This window comes from Steroidobacter gossypii (genome assembly GCF_016801985.1).
Taxonomy (GTDB): Bacteria; Pseudomonadota; Gammaproteobacteria; order Steroidobacterales; family Steroidobacteraceae; genus Steroidobacter; species Steroidobacter gossypii.
In genome coordinates, this window is sequence record NZ_JAEVLS010000004.1 from 391,386 (window position 1) to 411,978 (window position 20,593).

Annotated in this window: 14 protein-coding genes; 4 read left to right on the forward strand and 10 right to left on the reverse strand. The window is 62.6% G+C overall.

Features of this window, described 5'->3' with window-relative positions; translation table 11 throughout:
• Nucleotides 1-103: 103 nt before the first annotated feature.
• The 7 genes from JM946_RS18715 to JM946_RS18745 all read right to left on the reverse strand — a co-directional run bounded on the left by JM946_RS18715 (nucleotide 104) and on the right by JM946_RS18745 (nucleotide 10,367).
• A complete protein-coding gene (locus tag JM946_RS18715; RefSeq protein WP_203168880.1) occupies nucleotides 104-2,821 on the reverse strand; it encodes a TonB-dependent receptor domain-containing protein in 2,718 nt (905 codons plus the stop codon).
• 76 nt (nucleotides 2,822-2,897) lie between these two features.
• Nucleotides 2,898-3,899, reverse strand: a complete 1,002-nt coding sequence (locus JM946_RS18720) for a FecR family protein (protein ID WP_203168881.1) — start codon at nucleotides 3,897-3,899, stop codon at nucleotides 2,898-2,900.
• On the reverse strand, nucleotides 3,896-4,426 hold the full coding sequence (locus tag JM946_RS18725) for an RNA polymerase sigma factor (RefSeq protein WP_203168882.1): 531 nt from the start codon (nucleotides 4,424-4,426) through the stop codon (nucleotides 3,896-3,898). Before JM946_RS18725 ends, JM946_RS18720 begins: the two co-directional genes overlap by 4 nt.
• On the reverse strand, nucleotides 4,413-5,684 hold the full coding sequence (locus JM946_RS18730) for an alginate lyase family protein (protein ID WP_203168883.1): 1,272 nt from the start codon (nucleotides 5,682-5,684) through the stop codon (nucleotides 4,413-4,415). Before JM946_RS18730 ends, JM946_RS18725 begins: the two co-directional genes overlap by 14 nt.
• A gap of 7 nt (nucleotides 5,685-5,691) precedes the next feature.
• Nucleotides 5,692-8,547 (reverse strand): TonB-dependent receptor, encoded by a 2,856-nt coding sequence (locus tag JM946_RS18735; RefSeq protein ID WP_203168884.1) that lies wholly within the window; start codon nucleotides 8,545-8,547, stop codon nucleotides 5,692-5,694.
• Between the two features lie 156 nt (nucleotides 8,548-8,703).
• Entirely contained in the window at nucleotides 8,704-9,747 is a 1,044-nt protein-coding gene (locus JM946_RS18740) for a TetR/AcrR family transcriptional regulator C-terminal domain-containing protein (protein ID WP_203168885.1), read from the reverse strand.
• A complete protein-coding gene (locus JM946_RS18745) occupies nucleotides 9,741-10,367 on the reverse strand; it encodes a TetR/AcrR family transcriptional regulator C-terminal domain-containing protein (protein ID WP_203168886.1) in 627 nt (208 codons plus the stop codon). Before JM946_RS18745 ends, JM946_RS18740 begins: the two co-directional genes overlap by 7 nt.
• Before the next feature lie 323 nt (nucleotides 10,368-10,690).
• Between JM946_RS18745 and JM946_RS18750 the strand changes: the two genes are divergently transcribed.
• Nucleotides 10,691-13,546, forward strand: a complete 2,856-nt coding sequence (locus tag JM946_RS18750) for an ATP-binding protein (RefSeq protein WP_203168887.1) — start codon at nucleotides 10,691-10,693, stop codon at nucleotides 13,544-13,546.
• Between the two features lie 3 nt (nucleotides 13,547-13,549).
• Here the strand turns inward: JM946_RS18750 and JM946_RS18755 are convergent, their stop codons facing one another.
• Complete coding sequence (locus JM946_RS18755; protein ID WP_203168888.1) at nucleotides 13,550-13,831, reverse strand: DUF4880 domain-containing protein; 282 nt, start codon at nucleotides 13,829-13,831, stop codon at nucleotides 13,550-13,552.
• A 213-nt stretch (nucleotides 13,832-14,044) separates the two neighbouring features.
• Here JM946_RS18755 and katG point away from each other — a divergent pair, with 213 nt between their 5' ends.
• The gene (katG, locus tag JM946_RS18760; protein ID WP_203168889.1) at nucleotides 14,045-16,267 is read left to right on the forward strand and encodes a catalase/peroxidase HPI; all 2,223 of its coding nucleotides are present in this window, start codon (nucleotides 14,045-14,047) and stop codon (nucleotides 16,265-16,267) included.
• A 53-nt stretch (nucleotides 16,268-16,320) separates the two neighbouring features.
• Here the strand turns inward: katG and JM946_RS18765 are convergent, their stop codons facing one another.
• Complete coding sequence (locus JM946_RS18765; protein WP_203168890.1) at nucleotides 16,321-16,689, reverse strand: nuclear transport factor 2 family protein; 369 nt, start codon at nucleotides 16,687-16,689, stop codon at nucleotides 16,321-16,323.
• Nucleotides 16,690-16,810: 121 nt separating this feature from the next.
• A complete protein-coding gene (locus tag JM946_RS18770; protein WP_203168891.1) occupies nucleotides 16,811-17,875 on the reverse strand; it encodes a zinc metalloprotease in 1,065 nt (354 codons plus the stop codon).
• Nucleotides 17,876-18,210: 335 nt separating this feature from the next.
• Between JM946_RS18770 and JM946_RS18775 the strand changes: the two genes are divergently transcribed.
• The gene (locus JM946_RS18775; protein WP_203168892.1) at nucleotides 18,211-18,381 is read left to right on the forward strand and encodes a hypothetical protein; all 171 of its coding nucleotides are present in this window, start codon (nucleotides 18,211-18,213) and stop codon (nucleotides 18,379-18,381) included.
• A 385-nt stretch (nucleotides 18,382-18,766) separates the two neighbouring features.
• On the forward strand, nucleotides 18,767-20,566 hold the full coding sequence (locus JM946_RS18780; protein ID WP_203168893.1) for a glycosyl hydrolase family 18 protein: 1,800 nt from the start codon (nucleotides 18,767-18,769) through the stop codon (nucleotides 20,564-20,566).
• The last annotated feature ends 27 nt before the right edge of the window (nucleotides 20,567-20,593 follow it).

Sequence of the window (20,593 nt, forward strand, 5' to 3'; positions counted from 1 at the left end):
CGACAGGCTGGCAACAGCAGGCGACAAAAAGAAGGCGACCCCGACCCGTTGTCGGGGTCGCCAAACAGGAAACGTCGAATGGGGTGGACGTTTCCTGACTTCGCTAGAAATTGAACGAGGCACGCAACCCGAAATAGCGGGCGCTGTCGCGACCGGGCTTCCAATTGATGGCATTGCCGCCGGCCGGTACGTTGATGTTGGCGGAGCGACCCATGGTGAGCGCATAGCTCTTGTCGAACACGTTGTTCACGAAGCCGGTCAGCTTCCAGCGCTCGCTGCGCAGCCCCGCCGCCAGGTTCGCGATGCCATAGTCGCCTTGCACCGAGTCGGGATCCTGCAGCAGATTGAATACGACTTCGGTCTGCCAGCGACAACCGGCGGTGACAAACGCATTCCAGGCGCTGTCGCCGAGAGGAATGTCGTATTGCAGGTTGGCGTTGAGATTCCACTTGGGCACGTTGAACAGCGGCTTGCCCGACAGATCCTGCACGCCGCCGACGCAGCCTTCCGCCGCGGTCTGACGCGGGAAGCAGCCCGCGTTCGGGAAGTCTTGCATCACAGCGCGGTTGTAAGCGCCGCCACCGTTGACGGTGAAGTTGCCGAAGCGCGCGGCGATCTCGGTCTCCACGCCCTCCGACGTGACTTTGCCGATGCTGTTGAGCAAGTTCTGATTCAGCGTCTGATCGCGGCTCTGGGCCTGGAAGCCTGCGAAGATCATATGGAACGCGGTCATGTTCCAGATCAGACGCTGATCGAAGAATGAGCCCTTGAAGCCGATCTCGTAGCTGTCCACCGTTTCCGGCGGCACCGGTTGGTTGGCCGCGATCGCATCGGCGAGGGGCACACCGCCCACCAGGCTGCGCGTCGTAAGCGTGCTCGTGAGATCGTAGGCGAGCCCCTTATAACCACGCGAGTATGTTACGAACGTCATGATGTCGGGCGTGAATCGATACTGGAAACCGAGGCGGCCCGTCACCGACGTATCGTGATTGCACGTCTGGATCCGCAAGCCCGAGGGCGAGGTATTGGAGCACTTCGGGCTGCCGAAGGTCAGGTCGTTGCCGAGATCGTAGAAGGTGTATTCGATCTCCTCGCGGTTCAGGCGCAGACCGACGAGCAGATCCAGGCTATCTGTGAGACCGTAGTTGCCTTGGCCAAACAACGCATAATTCGTGGCTCGCGCCGTTGATAGATACCGCGCATACGTAGTGCTGTTGGTGGTCGGCAAGTTCGGCGGCGTCCGCGACGGAGCCTCGGCCACGTTGTAATCATCCAGCGTGTTCGAGCCGCGCACGAAGTAACGTCGCGAGCGTGTGTCGCTGAAGAATGCGCCGGCCACATAGCGCAAGCGCTGCTCCGGCGAGGTGAGCCGGAATTCCTGCGTGGTCGAGTTGATTTCGAAGAAGCCGCCATTCGCCGAGCCGCCCGGCGGAGAGATGGGCTGATACACCGAGAAGTCGATATCGGTGGAGTCCGTGTCCTGTCGATCGATCAGTTCATAGCGATCGTATGAAGTGATCGAGGCCAGCGTGAAATCGCCGAAACGCCTGACGATCTTCAGCCCGGCGCCATAGTCTTCTGCATCGCCCTGCGCATCCACGTCCATGCGCAGACGACGATTGTCGGGCCCGGGGGTGATGCCCGCCAGGAATTCGGACATGGGAATACGCCCTGGGCCAGTCGCGGCGCCGCCGGTGGTCGACCCGGGCGATACAAAATACTCAGCCCCGGCACAGCACGACGCATCGGTCTCGGTGTAATACGGCGACAGCGTCACCGTCCAATCCTCGGTGGGCGTCCACACGAGCTTGCCTCGTAAGGTCGTATCCCGCTGACCGTTCAACCAATTGCCGGTGGCAAGATTGCGAACATTGCCGCGATAGTCGCTGGCATTGGCGGCAAGGCGAAACTTCAGCGTGTCGCTGATCGGGCCTGAAACCGTCCCGGCATAGCGCTGCTCGCCATCGTCGGTCGCCATCGCATCGACTCGGGCGGTGAACTCATCGGTGGGCGGCTGCGTCGTGATGTTGATGACGCCCGCGGACGCCGATTTGCCGAACAAGGTATTCTGCGGACCGCGCAGCACTTCGATCTGCTGGACATCGACCAGCGCCGCGAACGCCGCGGCCTGAAATGCCTGCGGCACATCGTCGATGACCACGGCCACGCTCGGCTCTGTGGCAATGCTATAGGCGTACGTGCCGATGCCACGAATGTTGATGCTGTTGTTGCCCGGCTGACTGGTCTTGGTGATCGTGACCGATGGCGCGACTTTCACGATGTCGTCGAAGTCACGAACCGTTGCCCGCTCGAGCGCGGATTGGGTGACGACCAGCACCGACGCGGGCACATCCTGGATGTTCTCGGCGCGCTTGCCAGCGGTGACGATCACCTCTTCCACGATGCCGAAGTCCGCTGGCGTTGCGACGGGCGGCCCGACCGGTGGCGCCACAATCTGCGCGAGTCGCGGCTGATCGACCTTCTTCGCCTGAGTGATCAGAATCACGTTGGACGCCGTGCGTCGATAGGTCAGCTCGGTGTTGGACAAGAGTTGGTCCATCGCCTGGGTAATCGACAACTTGCCGCGTAACGCCACACTGCGCCGACCGTGGACGAGATCGGGAGCAAACAGAATCTGGGTATCGGACACAGTGCCAAAGGCGCGCAACGCGTCTCCGAGATCGGTCGAGGGAATATTGAGCTCGTAAACAGGTTCCGCCGCGCCGGCGTACACCGGCGACAACGCGACGATCACCGCCGCACACACCGCAGACGTTGCCCGCCGCAAGAAGCACCGTTGCTTCGAGGTCGTGACCGACATCACCCTCCCCCTGACTCGTTCTGTTCGCCTGCGTTTCGCAGGTCTGCTCATTACGACGCGCTACTCGACACTTTCCTCAACGCGCCGGCTCGCCAGCCTCGTTCAGCCGCAGCGTGACCGCATCGGCGCGGCGCTCATCCGTCACTGGAAAGTAGGCCTTGATCGCTTCAAGGAAGGCTGCCGTATCGCCGGCTTTGAACACGCCGCTGACGCGCAGCTCGGCTGCGGCGCCTTCGGCAACAATGGGCGTCGCGATGTAGTTGTTCATGCGGGACACGACCGTCCGCAGCGGCTCGTTGTCGAAGATCAGCTTGCCTTCGCGCCACGCCAGCGCTTGAGACGGATCGATGTCGTCGCGCAGGGCGACTTCACCGCCAGCCAGCATCCGCAGTTGCTGTCGCGGTCGCAGTTCGATCGGGTTTTGCGCCTGGTTTCCGGTAGAGACGGCGACCCGGCCTTCCACCAATGTGACCACCACCTGGCTCGGTTCGCGCTCTACAGTAAATACCGTTCCGATTGCGGTGACAGTGCGAGGCCCGACCTTCACCTTCAGCGGCCGGGTGATGTCCTTGGCCACTTCAAAATTCGCTCGCCCGGCCAGCAGCTCGATGTTGCGCACGTCCGGCGTGTACTGCACGGTCACCTGCGTCACTGCATCCAGCGACATTCGGGTGCCGTCATCGAGCACGATCATGCGCTGCTCGGCATGAGCGGTGTTGAACCGCTGCTCCTCCGGCATGCGCCACTGATACACACCGATGGCGAGCAGCGGGGCGACAATCATCGCTGCAACGGCCGCTGCGATGGCGCGACGTGACCAACGATTCTGCGACCGACGTGCTCGCTCCAGTGTGTCTCGGCGCATCGCCAGCAGTCGCGGGTCCGAAGCATGCTCGCCCACAGCGAGCCACGCGGCCATCGCCTGATCGAAGGCACGCTCGTGCTGTGCGCTTTGATTCCGCCACTGACTGAAACGATCCAGATCGATCTCGCTCGGGCCGGAGTTCAGGCGCACGACCCAGGCAGCCGCCTGCTCGCGCAGCTCGTCCGACAAGTTTCGCCGTTCACCCTGGCTCATTTGCTTCCTGCCGATCGCGCCATCAGCCGGGACAGCGCCTTGATGATGTACTTCTCCACCGAACTGACCGAGACACCCAGCACTCGAGCGATCTCGGCCTGCTTCATGCCTTCGAGTCGGTGGAGGATGAAGGCGTCGCGGGTCTTCTGGTCGAGCTCGTCGAGCACGCTGAGCACCATGTTCAACGACTCCTGGCCGTCGAACAGCCGCTCCGGCGAGAGTTCCTCGAGCCCGTCCTGCTGATGCGCCAGCTCGCTCAAATGACTGCGCTGAGCCTTGCCCCGCCGCGAGCGATCGCGCAGCAGGTTCACGGCGGTGCAGAAGACGAACGCCTCCGGATTGTCGATCGACTCGACTTCGAATCGTCGCACCAGGCGCAGGAACACTTCCTGAGTCAGATCCTCTGCCTCGATTCGCGAATGGACCCGCCGCAGGAAGTAAGCCGTGAGCGGCTGGCGATAGCGCTCGGAAAGCGCGCGCAGGAACGAGTCCCGCTCGGTGGTGGATGGCAGCTCACTCGGTCGCATACGGCGCGATGATCAACTGAATCCGGCTGCGAGGATTGTGGCGAGCAAGCATGGCGGCGGCGTTGCGATATTCGCGCTCACCATACGCCCATGCCGCGCGCGAGAACAACTCGAAGATCTCTTCGTTCGGACCCGCTTTTGGGTCCGGATAAGGGAACTCGCGCTCTCGGCCCACATAGGGCAACAGGAAATCGATGCCGAGCTTCAAGCCCCGACCGTCGCGAGTCGTCGAGCGCCACAGGTCTATGTCGAGACAACGACCAAGATCGGCAAGGCCGGCCGCGGCGCGGAGCGCGAACACGGTGTAATGAAACGCGCGTGTGCGCCCCAGCTCGTGAGGCATTCGGCCGTCGTTCTCGATCTGCGTAGCGAAGCGTCGCTGCACGACCTGCCCCAAAACCTCTCTGGCCACCGCTTCTCGCCGCGAGAACAACGCATACTGAACGATCTGGTAGTCGTACCAGAGCGCGTGATTGTTATGCGCGTCCCGCTCCTCGCGTCCGGTGGGACTCGTCATCATCCAGGTGACGTAATCACCGAACCACTTCTCGAGCGCGCCCTGCTCCTCGCCGCTCAGGACCTTCGCTGGCCCGATCAATCCGATGCCTTCAACCACGCGCATCAGACGAAAGGTATCGAGCACGCCTTCCGCCCTTCCTTCAGTTCGGCCCGGAATGCCTTGCGAAAAGGACGCATTTGGATTCATGCGCGTGGCCGGCGCCACGAACCAGACGCGGAGCAGCTCGGCTGCCTTGCGCGCATAGCGCACATCGTCGCTCAGATAATAAGCAAGCGACAACGCCTCGACCGCCGCGCTCATTCTGTCGAGCGCGGTCGTATCGAAGGCCGACGAATCGCGCTCCGGATTGACGACGCCGTCGCGTCGCACGTACGGCTCGCCGTTCGGTTGCTTCGGGTCGGGCCACCAATACGGCCCCATGCTCATGTAATCGTGCTTGTCGCCGCTGGGAGGAACGCGCGTTTTGTTCACCACGCTGTACGTCGGTCCATCGAGCGCATCGTCTGCACGCGCCATCACGTCCTGCCAGGCAGCGGCGAGCGCAGGATCTTTCGCGCCACGCGCCTTGGTCGTCGCCAGCCAATCGGGACGCCAAAGAAACGTCCGACGCGAATCGAACGCCGCCGAGTAACCCTGCGAGGCGTTACACAGCGGCGCTGCCGGTGGCGGAGCCTCCTGCGGCATTGCTGCCGCAGGGCTCAGCAGGCTGGCTAAGAACAGAATCTTCGCTAGGTTCACGGCGATCTCAGAATCTCAAGCGTGCGCCGAAATAATAAGCCGGTCCGCTCTCGCTGACCTCGGTGATGGCGTCCTCGCCCGGCTTGTACATGATGTCGCGCGTGTCGGTGAGGTTGAGCGCCTGCACCTTCAGCTGCAAGTAGTCGGTGACATCGTACTGCGCGGACATGTTCAAGTAGCCCGAACCATCGACGCTGCGATTGGTGTTGCTGTTGGGCTTGGAATAGTCCGAGCGGTACACGTACGAGGCGCGAATCGAGAACCTGTTCTTCTCCCAGTACACCGAGCCGTTCGCGCTGTGCCTGGAAAGGCCGCGCAGATTCGCCGGCGACACATAGGGGCCGACCGCCGACGGATCGGGGAACTCGAAATCCGCATCGACGTAGTTGTAGCCGCCGCTGACGCCGAAGCCATCGAAAGGCGACGGCAACCAGGTGAACGCGTGGCTGCCCGTCAATTCGAAGCCGTAAAGACGCCGCCGTTCCGGATCGTTGGCCGGCGCGATGGCGTTGAACGTCACTGGGACGCCGTTGGCGATGATGGTGGTCGGCAACGGTTGAACGGCGTCGAACGCCGCGCCCTTCAGCCATTTGTAATAAGTCGCGAACGACACCAGCGTGTCTTGCGACAGGTACAGTTCCAGCGAGGCATCGAGATTCCAGCTGGTGAGCGGCTTCAGATGGGGATTGCCCGTCGTGGAGTTCGCAAGCACGCCTTCGACTGTCGTCGCGTTCGCATCGGCAACCGGAGTGATGCCGACGTTGAACTCCTCGATGCCGACCCGCGACAGCGCTCGATAGGCCGCGAAGCGCAGCTTGGTGACATCGGACAGATCGAAGCTCAGGTTCAAGCTCGGCAGGAAGTAGTCGTAGTCCGCCGAATCGCTGATGGTCGACAACGTGCCGGGAATCACCGTGATGGTCGCAGCGGCTCCGCCGACAGACGGAGTGACCGCCACTTCCGAGCGATAACCGGTCGCATCGACTGTCGTGGTCACGTAACGCACGCCGATGTTGCCCGTCATCGGCACGGACCAGTCCAGCGCGGCAAACTCGGACATCACATAGAACGCTGTGATTTTCTCGGTGACGTTGGTGTCCTCGGGACCGCGCGAGTCCGCTTGCAACGGCAGCGAGTCCGCGCCGGTGTAGGTGCGGAACACACAGTCGTTGTCGAACAGCGCCCAGCCGCCCACGTTGGTCGACGACTCGTCCATATAAGAAGAAGTCGGGAACGGGCGGCGGCAATTGGCGTTGGCGTCGGCCGTAAGCTGCGCCGGCGTGCGGCCGTCATAAGCGATGGGGATAGGTCGATCCGCATTGTTGTTCGCGTCGTTGGTGCGCTCGTGCTCGGAGTAGCGGCCACCGACTTTCACGGCCTGCACGAAACCATCCAGCGCATACTTGAAATCGAGCCGTGCGGCGCTGATTTCGTCAAAGCGGTCGGTGGTCTTGCGATAGCGCGCGTAGTTGGTGTTGTTGGCTGGCGTCGCGATCAGGAAGTTGTCCGGGTCCGTGATGTCGAAGTCGTCGAACACGACGGTCGGCACCTCGTCGCCTGAACCGTCCAGCGTGTACAGGACCCGGCGCAGCGAGCGCATGTTCGTGGCCTTCTGCAATTCCGTCCGGCGCGATTCGGAATAGGACAGGTCGCCCACCACGGTGAGCCGCTCACCCGTCCAGGTCACGGCCGCGCCGCCGCCCTTGTACTCTTCCTCACGCAGCCGCCGCTCCATCTGCACTTCGAGATTGGAGTTGCCGGTGTAGCGGATCAGCGAGCCAGGGCTGTAACCGTTGCCGTCGCCGCCGATGATCTCCGGTCGAATGCCGCGAGCAGCTTCGGTGATCGCCAGCATATTGCGCAGTTCGAGGCTGTCGCGCTTGGAGTACTGGCCGTCGATGGTGATGTCGAGCGCGTCGGTCGGCTTCCACTGCAATGTGCCGATTGCGCCGTCGCGAATTTCGCTGGTTTCCTTTTGCTGGAACGAGCGTGACGAAGTCGCGAAATAGCGCGGCCCTACGCTGGTGCCGGCTGCGGTGGCGGCGTTGCTGCAATTGAAGCTCGTGCCCGCGGCTGTTTGCTCAGCTGCCGAACCTGTGATCGTCGTCGGGCTGTTCGCGGACGTGACGCACGGGATGAACGAGGAGTTGGTGATGTAATAGTCCTCGGGCGCGGCCTGGTCCTGGTGCTGATAGCCGATGCTCACGCCGAGCTGGCCGATCGCGGTATCGAAGCTGTCGATATAGGAAATGTTGGCGCGATCGCCGAGCCCGTCCCGGCCATCGATGTCGTCGTCCTTGGGCAGATACACGCCGCGCACTTCGCTCTGGAAGCGCCGCTTGCCGAACTCGATCGGCTTGAGCGAGCGCAGCTCGATCACGCCCGCGATGCCGCCTTCGGCGAAGTCGGCCTGCTGAGATTTGTAGACCAGCACGCCGTTGACCAGCTCGGAGGGGAACTGCTGGAACGCCACCGATCGATCCGGGCCCGCGGTGCTGACTTCGCGTCCATTGAACGTCGAGAAACTCAACGCCGGACCCAGACCGCGCACCGACAGTTCGTTGGCGTTGCCCTTGAAGCGATCGGCCGCGACGCCGGTGATGCGCTCGAGCGTGTCGCCCACGGAGTTGTCCGGCAGCGCCCCGATCTCGTCGTTGACGATGCCATCGACGATCACCGGCGCCATGCGCTTCATCTCGATCGAGCTGCGCTGAGTCTCGCGCACCCCCGTCACGACGATCTCTTCGAGCTGCGGCGCGTCCCCGGTGTTCGCCGCCCCTTGTCCCAGCGCCGGAAGCGCGATGCACAGACCGATGGCCGCCGGACAGAGCCGCGCCCTGATCGCGGCATGCGTGTATTTCATGTTCTCCCCCAATGCGTTACGCGCCGCCCAGGTTGTTCGCGCCCGGCGATTCACCGGGCGCGTGGCGGCGTCATTGGGTTACGACGCAGAGGTGGGGAGGATCCTCAATCGAGGCTCATCGTCGCTGGAGATCGGGTCCGCTCGCGGTTCTGCGGGTCACTGGGCGGCCCCTGCGACGGCGATGGGCGGAGGCGCGACGTCTGCTGTCTGACATGTCGGAGCATGCGCCAGCAGCCGAGCGCCATTCAGAAGCACATCGACGGCGGATGTCACCCGCAGATGAATCTCCGTCGCACTCGGATACCCTCTGGACCCAAACAGAATCTCCAGATGAATGTCCCCACGCAGCATCGCAAAGAACTGCCGTGCGACGGCTGCCGGATCTTCAACGTGGATCTCGACCCGGCTTTGCGCCTGTTCCAACACTTTGCGTACGGCCTCGATGGCACGCTTGGGAGCAAATTCCCAGTAGGCATTCGCCGCCGCCTCGAAGCGACCGGATTCGGAAATGGCGAGCTTGTACAGCGCGAGGCCGGAGCGGGATAGCAATGCGGTCATGATGCCGTTGCCGAGTTGGAGCAAGGCGCTTCGCAGTGACGTGTCCGCAGTGGCATCCAGTTCCGCCAGGGCTTGATCGGAATTGCGAGTGGCGACAGCACGAACGTGCTCGGCGAGCCACTGTGCGAGATCGATCGGCCGCGCGCCGGGCTCGGTTGACAGTCGACGATGCAGCCCATGAGGCGTCCACGTCCAATAAGCGCGTCCGAGCAGGAAGGCGGTCAGCACCGCACAGTTCGACCAGCCGCGCGCTTGATTGCCGGAGCCCGGGATAGCTTCGCGGATCTGCAGAATCTTGCCGGACGCGCCCCAGCGCAGGAACTTCACCGCCTCATCCAGGGTGAGCACGTTCACCAGCATTCGCGTCCACCACGGCTCGACCAGAATCCACGAGCTGTCGTCCACCCTGCGCATCACGAACACGTGCTGGTACTTCGCAGCGGCGAAGCGATGCCACCATTGTTTCTGCAGCCCGGGTACGAAACAAACAAACCAGTCCGCCGCCGGAAAGCTCACCGGCGAGCCGTCCGAATCGATTTCGATGGCCAGCTCGTCGGGCACGCCGCACACGTGCGACCGGCCGTCCGTAGTTCCTCGAGGGATGCCGCCGGGCACACCCGCACGCCGAAGCAGATTCAACATGGCGCTGTCCCTCCATCGATGCCCTCACAAAACAACTCCACCGCGTTCCGAACGTACACGGCTCGGGCGACCGGATTGGTGGCAAGCTCGTGTGGAAAGGTATTGGCGGACTCGACGTTCGCTCGCAGCAACGCGAGGAAGTGACTCGCCAACAAATGAGGATCCGCGGCGCGCAGCGCACCTTCGGCTTGCGCCACCTGCAGGAAATCGGCGAGCCGTTGTGACAAACGCCCTGGCCCCACCTCGTAGAAGTCACGACCCAGTCCGGTGTGACGGATCGCCTCGGTGACGGCGATTCGATACAGGCCACGCAGATGTGAGGTGGCGTAACTGTCCATTACGCGCTGACCAAACGCGAGCAGGCGCTCTCGCAACTCGGATCGGGACGAATCGTCGGTGAGCGGAGCGGACATCGATTCCGATAACTGCGCGACCATCGCCACCAGCAGTTGACGGCTGCCACCGAACTCCGCGGTCACCGCCTCCTTGGAAACATTCGTTCTGGCAAGCGCGGATTCGATGTTGGTGGTGCTCGCATCGGCATCGCGAAGCACGCCAGCCAGCTGCTCCATGATGGCGACGCGCGTGGGTGGTGGGCTGACGGCAAGTTTCAGGTTCATGACAGGAGCTCCCCTTGATCGCCCGAGTTTCTCCAGCGCCTTCAGTGTCGAAGAAATCACGCTGGCATTTCTTGGACGGGTCAGCGCCCGGTTGGATGAAACCAAGCTCAGCTGTAGCCGCTCTGTCACCTCGCTCCCCAAGCAACCCATGCTCAGCCGCCGCGGTACATGCCAGTCAAGACTTGCAACGTTTTTAGATAGGAATATTCTCGCCTCAAACATGCCGCGGTCGGAGTTGACCCATGCACGGCTCAGACAGCGGAACCATTTCATTCGGGCCATTCCGTCTCTCGCCTGCGACACGAGTCATCGAACGAGACGGCGTGCCTGTCGCTCTGGGCGATCGTGCGCTCGATATTCTGATCGCACTGGTCGAGCGCGCCGGCGAGGTGGTGAGTCAACGAGATCTGACCGCGCGAGTCTGGCGCGACCTGGTCGTCAGCCCCAGCAATCTGAGAGTTCACATGAGCGCGCTTCGCAAAGCGCTCGGCGACGGTGAAAACGGCACTCGTTACATCGAGAATGTGACCGGTCAAGGCTATTGCTTCGTTGCTCCGATCGCTCGCGCAGTCACGGCCGCATCGACGGCAAAATTGCCGGAACTTCCTGATGCCGTCCGTAAGCGACTGGTCCTGCCGCCGAAGCTGCCCCGCATGCTGGGTCGGGAGCCGGTCGTGCGTTGCGTCGCCGACGACCTCCTGAAACATCGGTTCATCACGATCATCGGCCCTGGCGGGATGGGCAAGACCACCGTCGCCATCGCCGTTGCGCACGCCATGCGGGATGGATTCGCTGACGTCGCGTGTTTCGTCGACATCGGCGCGATCGCCGATCCGAAACTGGTCGGCGCGACCATCGCCGCGTCGCTGGGTCTTCAGGTACAAACCGAAGACGCGACGCCAGCGCTGCTCGAACACCTGCGAACGTTGCGACTGCTGCTGATCCTGGACAATTGCGAGCACGTGATCGAGCCGGTCGCCACGCTCGCGGAAACATTGTTCAAGGATGCGCCGGCGCTGCATATCCTCGCCACGAGCCGCGAAGCATTGCGCGTCGAGGGGGAACGCGCGTACTGGCTGCCTGCCCTGGCGAGCCCGGCGCCCGACTCCAGCATGAAGGCCGCCGATGTGCTCGCCTTCCCGGCCGTGCAACTTTTCATGGAGCGCGCCGCCGCCAGTGGCGGGCATTTCGAGTTGAACGACGAGAGTGCGGCGCTCGTGGCCGGCATCTGCGGCCGGCTCGAAGGCCTGGCGCTGGCAATCGAACTGGCCGCCGGTCGAGTGGGCAGTCACGGCCTCGCCGCGACCGCGGATCTGCTGAACAAGAATCTCGGTCTGGACTGGCATGGGCGACGCACCGCCCTGCCCCGCCATCAAACACTGCGCGCCCTGCTCGACTGGAGCTACTGGTTTCTGCCCGCGGACGAACAGGCAGCGATGCGTAGATTGTCCGTGCTGGTGGGCGATTTTACCTTGGAGGCCGCGAGCACCATCATTCGTGGCGAATCTGGAAACGATGCGGCCACGCTCAACACCCTCGATGCGCTGGTCGCGAAATCCCTCGTCTCGGTTCACTCCGGCGATGCAGGCACTGTGCGGTACCGACTGCTCGAAACGACTCGAATCTACGGATTGGAGAAACTGCACGAGAGCGGTGAAGCGGACAGCGCCGCCCGATGCCATGCGGAATACTTCAAGCGGCTGCTCGATGAGCGGCATGGCGGACTCATCGACCTGGAGTACACCGGCCGCGCGCACGCATTGCGAGAACATCTTGGGAACATCCGATCCGCGCTAGAGTGGTGCTTCTCACGCAGCGGTGGAGATTTCGACGTAGCCCTCGCGGTTGACCTGGCGGCCGCGGCGGCTTCGGTGTTCTTAGAGCTGTCCTTGTTGGGTGAATCCTACCGATGGAGTTCTGCCGGTCTCGCGGCGCTCGATGATTCCACTCGCGGCGGCAGGCGCGAAATGCTCCTCCGCAGCTCTTGGGCCATCTCCTCGATGTGGATCCGCGGCGGCCGCGATGACGTGTTGTCCGCCATCGCACGCACTCTAGAGCTCGCCGACCCGTTGGCCGAACCGTCACAGCGGCTGCGCATGCTTGCCACACGGCACTTATTTCTTACGCGTGTCGCCGATTTCCGCGGCGCTCTCGTCGCGGCCGAAGAATGGGATGTCGCTGCGAGACAGGTGAATGACGTGTCATGTCTCGCCATCTCGGAGTTGATGCAAGGCGTAGCGCGACATTTCCTTGGCGATCAGGCCGGGGCCAACAAACTTTTCGATGCGGGCTTTGCTCGCGCCGGCGAACGGAACCTGCAATTGTGTGGCAACGACCATCGGGTGCGCGGGTTGGTCGTGATGTCTCGTGCCCTCTGGCTCTCCGGCTTCCCGGAGCGAGCGATTGCCACCGCGCGGCAGGCCGCCACGACGGCGATGAAGTCAGGCAAACCGCTCGACACCTGTTTCGCCCTGCTCTACACGACGCCGGTCTACCTATGGTGCGGTCATTGGGACGCGGTCCAGAGCGCGCTGGATCAACTGGTCCGCCACACTCACTGGCCGCTGCTGAAACCTTTCCACCCGGTGGAGCGCGCGATGCAAGGAACGTTGTTGATCGGCCGTGGCTCTGCCGAAGCTGGCGCGTCGCTGCTCAACGGCGTTTTGCAACAGATGCGTGACGAGCGGCAGGATGTAGCGAGAACGTTTGTCGCCTGCGCGATCGCGGACGGCTTGACCCTTGCCGGACGGCCAGAGGAAGCGCTCACTATCCTGCGCACGATCAGGCGCAATGCAGTGCCCGGCGCGGAGTCGGTGCAGCTGCCCGAGCTGTTGCGCCTGCAGGCCAATGCATTGCTATCTCTCGAACAAACAAACGAGGCGCGTGCCGAGCGCCTGCTGCTTCGATCCTCACGGATCGCCCGTCGTCAATCCGCGCTGGCATGGGAGCTGCGCACCGCTATGACGCTGGCGCGCCTCCGATACAAACAGGGGCAAAGCGAACAGGCACGCGACCTGCTCGCCGGCACCTACGGTCGATTCACCGAGGGCTTCGGCACTCAGGACTTGCAGCAGGCCGCGCAATTGCTGCGAGACCTGGGTCACACGGAGGGCTTCCTCATGAGAGACAAAGCTCTGAGCCAGATCCCCGCAGCGGAAGCCACGCAGCGCCTGATGTGAAATCTATCGCCGGTGCGGTCGCGCCCTTGCTTGCGCGTCGCTTCTGGCATCGAGCTCGACGATGTTGCTGTCTGCGGAAAGCGTCGAAGCGATCAGTTGCAACTTTCTGAGCTTCCCGATGTAAGCAGCAACCTGCAACATTTCTGCAATGTTGTTCGGGCTGTGCCTGAGCCATCGCAGGTACTCACTGCGATCCGCCGCATCCAGCTGTTCGTCGGTTCCTCGAATAAACCAGTAGGCAGCCTGCTCCACCACCCGCCTTTCCGTGGCGGCGGATGTCTGCAAACCGTCGTGATCTGTGGACCCTTTGCTCACGCAACGCTGCAACCTGACTTTCTTCTATAGAGGACTGGATCAAAGGCGGCTTTTATCCCCCTCGGGGTTCAATCGATAGCGGCTATCGGCCGCATCCAAACCACTCATTAGAGCCGTTTACCTTTGCTAGCTACATTGCCGCTCGCCGCGCATCCGCGCAGCGCTTTGTTCGAGAGAGAGACAATGAGCAAACTGGTTAAGTTACAGAAGGCTGTTTCGGTCGCCGTGCTGTGCACGTTGGGGGCGGCCGCGCAGGCCGAAGGTCCGCTTGCGGCGCCCAACAACGATTACTGGTGGCCGAATCGTTTGAGCCTGGAGCCGCTGCGCGATTCGGCAGCCTCTGCCAATCCGCTGGGGGCGGACTTCAACTATGCGCAGGCCGTCAAGGATCTGGACGTCGACGCCCTCAAGCAGGACTTGAAGAAACTGATGCGCACGTCACAGGACTGGTGGCCCGCCGACTACGGCCACTACGGGCCGTTCTTCATTCGCATGTCGTGGCACGCAGCGGGCACGTATCGCGCGATCGACGGCCGCGGCGGCGCGGATGGCGGCATGCAGCGCTTCGCTCCGCTGAACGCCTGGCCCGACAATGCCAGCCTCGACAAAGCGCGCCGACTGCTGCTGCCCATCAAACAAAAGTATGGCAACTCGCTTTCCTGGGCCGACTTGATGGTGTTCGCGGGCACCGTGGCGATGGAAGACATGGGTTTCAAGATCCTCGGCTTCGCGTTCGGCCGCGCCGATGAGTGGGAACCCGAAGAGGTGAACTGGGGCCCCGAGGGCCAGTGGCTGACCGACAAACGTCACACCGGCGACCGCGTGCTCGGCAAGCCGTTCGGCGCAACTGAAATGGGCCTGATCTATGTGAACCCGGAAGGACCGCACGGCAATCCCGATCCGCTCGCCGCGGCACGGGACATTCGCCAGGCTTTCGGCCGCATGGGCATGAACGACGAGGAGACCGTCGCGCTGATCGCCGGCGGCCACACCTTCGGCAAAGCGCATGGTGCGCACAAGCCGAAGGACTGCGTCGGAGCCGATCCGGAAGCGGCCGGCCTCGAAGATCAAGGCCTCGGCTGGAGAAACAAATGCGGCACTGGCAAGGGCGCCGACGCCGTGACCAGCGGCCTCGAGGGCGCGTGGACCGTCAACCCGGTGCAGTGGACTCACAACTTCCTGCAGAACCTCTATGCCTTCGATTGGGAGCTGACCACCAGCCCCGCTGGCGCCAGACAGTGGAAGCCGAAGAATCCCGCCGCGGCTCAGTTGGTGCCCGACGCGCACGATCCCACCAAGCGGCACGCTCCGGTGATGCTGACTACCGACCTCGCGCTGAAGGAAGATCCGGCCTATCGTGAGATCACGCAGCGCTGGCTCGACGATCCGGAGGAATTCGCGGCCGCCTACGCTCGTGCGTGGTTCAAGTTGACCCATCGCGATATGGGCCCGGTGTCGCGCTACGTCGGCTCGTTGACGCCGAGCGAGACTTTCATCTGGCAAGACCCGCTTCCCAAAGCTGAATATCGCCAGATCGACAGCAAGGATGTGACCAAGCTGAAGTCCGCGATCCTGAACTCGGGCTTGACGGTCCCGGAACTGGTGCGCACGGCCTGGGCGTCGGCGGCTTCTTATCGCGACACCGACAAGCGCGGCGGAGCGAACGGCGCGCGCATTCGTCTCCTTCCGCAGAAAGAATGGGAAGCGAACGATCCGCAAGAGCTTTCGCGGGTGCTGGGTGTGCTCGAACGCGTGCAACAGGACTTCAATGCGAAGGCCGGCAAGAAGCAGGTGTCACTGGCCGACGTGATCGTGCTCGGTGGCGCTGCCGCTATCGAGAAGGCTGCGCGCGACGGAGGCTACAAGATCGAGGTTCCCTTCACGCCGGGCCGCACCGACGCTACCCAGGAATTCACCGATGTGACTTCCTTCGCTCTGCTCGAGCCGGAGGCGGACGGCTTCCGCAATTACCTGAAGACCGGTTACGAGCGTCCGCCCGCCGAAGCGCTGGTCGAACGCGCGGCGCTACTCGGCCTCACCGCTCCTGAGATGACCGCGCTCGTCGGCGGCCTTCGAGTGCTGAACGCCAATACCGGTGGCGCTCAGCACGGTGTGTTCACCTCGCGGCCCGGCACGCTGTCCACGGACTTTTTCGTGAACCTGGTCGACATGTCGACCGAGTGGAAGAAAGCCCCGAACGCCGAGGGCCTCTACCAAGGCCACGACCGCGCCACGGGCCAGCTGAAGTGGACTGCAACTCCAGTGGATCTGATCTTCGGCTCCAACTCCGAGCTGCGCGCCATCGCCGAGTTCTACGCCTCCGACGACTCCAGACAGAAGTTCGTCAATGACTTCGTCTCGGCCTGGAACAAAGTGATGATGGCGGATCGATTCGACGTGAAGTGACCTTGCGAGGCGGCGGGGGTCAGCAGCGATGCTGGCCCCTGTTGCCAGCCCGATCAGTCCATCGCGTAGAAGAACTGTTCGCGCACGATCTTGTCGTTTCTGACTTCGTACACGCAGATTTCCCGCATCGCTCGCCGCCCGCCCTCTTTGAACGTGGCGTCGAAAGCCATCACGATGCTGAAGAACGGATCCGCGATCAGCGGATCGCTGACCTCGACACCGTGCACTTCGGTATAGGATTCCGAGAACTTCCGCCCTTTCTCGCGAATCGCCTCCAGGCCCTGGACCGATCCCAACTCCCCGATCATCCCTTCCATCTCGATGCTGCGGGCGTCAGGCGCATACAACTCGTCCTGCGCACCATCGAACTTGCCTTCCCTGCACAGCTGGACCAGCCGACGCGCGACACTTTCAGTAGACATGGCACGACTCCTTCATTGCAACTCGCGCGGTACGGTAGCGCGCTTACATGACAGCGCGTGCCGAGTTTGTCTTTGCTCTTCGCCTCGGCACGCGCGCAAGCAACGCCCTGATGGTTTGGGTTTAGCGCATCTGCAGGACGTTTCTCATCGTCGACGCTGTTGCCCGGGCCAGCCGCGCGACCGAGGCGCTGCTTTCGAATCCCTGCGACTCGGTCGATTGCGCCCGATCCACGGCGGCGAGCACGGTTTCACGACGCGACTGCAACGTTTCGATCTGCGACACAACCCCCGGATACAGCAGCTGCAGTCCACGCTTGTCGCCTTCAGAGAGCGATTCACCGTCGCCCTGAGGCGCACAGGCGCTCGGCACGTTCTTATAAAACAGCGGCGGAAAGCGATACAGCATCACCGAGTGTGGATCGAACGGACCGACCACTACATCGGGATGGTCCTCGGTCCGTAAATTGAAATCGACCTTGGTCTTGTCCCAGAAGTTCGGGAACCCGGAAAGATACGTGTAGATGCCGGGCCGCCGTCCCTCCGAATCGTTCACGAACGCACCGCGCGCATCCTCGGTGCGCTGGTAGCCTTCGTCATCTTCCCAACGAAACTCCTGCTCACAGGGCCCGCGCAAGTTCTGATGCGCATGATGAAACGACAGCGCGTGCAGAAATTCGTGGCGCACAACGCCGCGCCAGTTGTTGGGGCGATTGATGGTGAAGCCGCCGAGATTGAGACTGCATTGCCCCGGCCCACCGCCGATGGGCCCGCCCGATATCTCAGGATTGACGCTGTCTGTGCCGACAAGTGAGAAGTAGCCGTCGTGCTCGAATGACACGCGTATCTCACCGGCGTACTCGGCATCCGTCGAAGACCAGGTTCGGAATTGACCGGCCGCCGTGTTCGGGCCGAAATCAAGCGTCAGGTTACAGCTGTCCGTGATCTCGCGCGTAGCGTCCATGACATCTCGACGCAGCGCCGCGTCGCCACCGTCGAACGCCACGCGCACATGCTGCCCAGGATTCCAGCGGCTCACGTCAACGAGCACAAACTCGAAGCCCTGGCTCGATGCTCTGAGGTTTCGCAACCACGTATTGCGCTGTCTGATCGATCGCTCTACGTCCGCCGGAAGCGCATCGAGCACCAGATCGTGCGACGCGAGTTTCGCAGCCCATTGGCTCGTCATGGCTCATGCCCCCTGTTCTGAGATGGTGCGATCGAAGGGAGCGAGACCTTCTTGAGTGCAGCAACACGATGACTCTCGCCCTTCGCCGTGCGTGATCGGATCTTCGCGACCGACCCGATCAGGCCGTAATCGATCTGTCGCGAGGGAACGTTTGCTCCCAGTGGTGACGCATGCGGCGCGGACCGGTTGCAAGGGTCCTGATCGTCGGGATTACTCGCGCGATGCGGCCTTTGAACTATCAGCCAGGGCCGCCAATCCGCTAGAGACTGCGTGATCAATCCAACCGACAAGAAGCGATTCTCGAGCAAGGTCTGAAACTTCGGAGCCGCCATCACGTGCATCTCTCCGAGGATGTTTTCGCCACCCGGTTTGCAGCGGCCTTGCCGGAAGACTGCTCACTGCGAACGCCGCAGGCCCAACAGCGCATGCAGCGGACCCCGCAGCAGATCGCCGCGCAGACGGGCGGCGCCCTGGGCAAGCTGCTGTTGCCGCAGCAGAGGCGCTGATCTTGAGACCACTTTAGTACCACATCAGGCCCACCGCTCTCCTCAACCGGCTGATTTTACAGACCATAGACTGCCCTGAGTCTGTGGCCACCGACACCCCTTGGCTTTTGGCCTGCATTGGTACTATATTGGATCTACCGTGGTACTAGCCCGCGGGCAGCGGCGATGGACCCGCCGTAGGTACTTGTGGAGGGATCGACATGGACGGTTCGCGTGGCCAGGAAGCCAACTCTCTTTCTGTTCGTGCAGTCGGATTCCACGCCGACCTTCAAGCGACATCAGATCGCCGTTCTTTGCACCACTGCTTCCGGGACCCCGATGGCCTCTTCCGGCTGCGCCGGTCGATCCGCCTGACCAGCAACTTAAATTTATGGAGGAATTTGCAGTGACAGCATCAATTGCGCGCGTGCCTCTGGGCATCGCGGCGGTGTTTCTCTGGCTGTTGTATTCGTCTGCCAGCCTGGCGCAGGCACAGCCGTGTCCGTTCCCGGCCTGGAGCAACAGTGCCGTCTATGTGGGCGGCAATCGCGTCACCTACCAAGGCTCGGCATACGAGGCGAAATGGTGGACGCAGAACGAGATCCCCACCCAGTCCGGTGAATGGGGAGTATGGCGCAAGCTGCACGAGTGCAGCGGCGGCTCGAACCAGTCGCCGACGGCGAACGCCGGCGCCGATCGTTCGATCGCGGAAGGTTCGGCAGTGAGCTTGCAAGGCTCCGGCTCGGATCCGGATGGAACGATCGCTTCGTATCAGTGGACACAGACAGCGGGACCTTCTGTGTCGCTGAGTGGAGCCAACACCGCGAACGCAAGTTTCACAGCGCCGCAGGTGAATGCGAACACGGCGTTGACGTTCCGTCTCACCGTGACCGACAACCAAGGCGCGACCGGCAGTGACGAAGTCACGATCACTGTGACCAATGGCACCCCCGGCGGCGGCGGCGACAAGCAAGTCGGCGCCTATTTCACGCAATGGGGCGTGTACGGCCGCAACTATCATGTGAAGAATATCGATCAGAGCGGCGCGGCCGCGAACTTGACGTTCATCAACTATGCGTTTGGCAACGTGTACGACGATGGTCGCTGCGGCATCATCAACCGCGCCGAGAGCGGCAACGGCGATGGTGGCGATGCGTACGCGGACTATCAAAAGTCGTATGACGCAGCCACTTCAGTGGACGGCGTCGCCGACCGGTGGGATCAGCCGCTGAAGGGCAACTTCAATCAGCTGAAGAAGCTCAAGACGCGTCATCCGCAGATCAAGTTGTTCATTTCGCTCGGCGGCTGGACCTGGTCGAAGAATTTCAGCCGCTTCTCCATGACGGCGGCGGCGCGCCAGACCATGGTGGCCTCGTGCATCGATATCTATCTCAAGGGCAATCTGCCGGTGGGCGACGGCGCCGGTGGCCCGGGCGCGGCGGCCGGCGTGTTCGACGGCATCGATATCGACTGGGAATTCCCGGGCGGCGGCGGCATGCCGTACAACTCGGTCAGCCCCGAAGACAAGCGCAACTTCACGCTGCTGCTGGCCGAATTCCGTCGGCAGCTGAACGAGCTGAGCGCACAAACGGGTCGCCAGTATCACCTGACGGTGGCGATCGGCGCGGGCGCCGACAAGATCGACAACACCGAGCCCGCGCAATACTCGCAGTCGCTCGACTGGATCAACTTGATGAGCTACGACTATCACGGCGGCTTCGAACCGCAGGGTCCGACCAACTTCCAGTCGAACCTGCACATGGATCCCAACAATCCGGCGACTGGCGTAGCGAAGACTTATGCCACCGAGACGGCGGTGAACAAGCTGCTCTCGGCAGGCGTGCCTCCGCAGAAGCTCGTCATCGGCATTCCGTTCTATGGCCGCGGCTGGACCGGCGTGCCGAACGGCGGCACCAATGGTCTGTATCAGCCGGCGACGGGTCCAGCGCCTGGCACGTGGGAACCGGGCATCAATGACTACAAGGTGCTCGCGCCACGCAACGCGCCGAAGTTCTATCACCCGGTGACCAAGCAGCTGTGGACTTACAACGGCACCGAGTTCTGGAGCTTCGACGACCCGGTGGTCATCGCGACCAAGACCGCCTACGTCAAGAGCCTCGGGCTGGGCGGCCTGTTCTCCTGGTCCCTCGATGGCGACGACGCCAACGCGACGTTGGTGAAAGAAACCGCCAAGGTCCGTCAGTGATCGAGCGGTAGATGCCAAGGTCGGCCG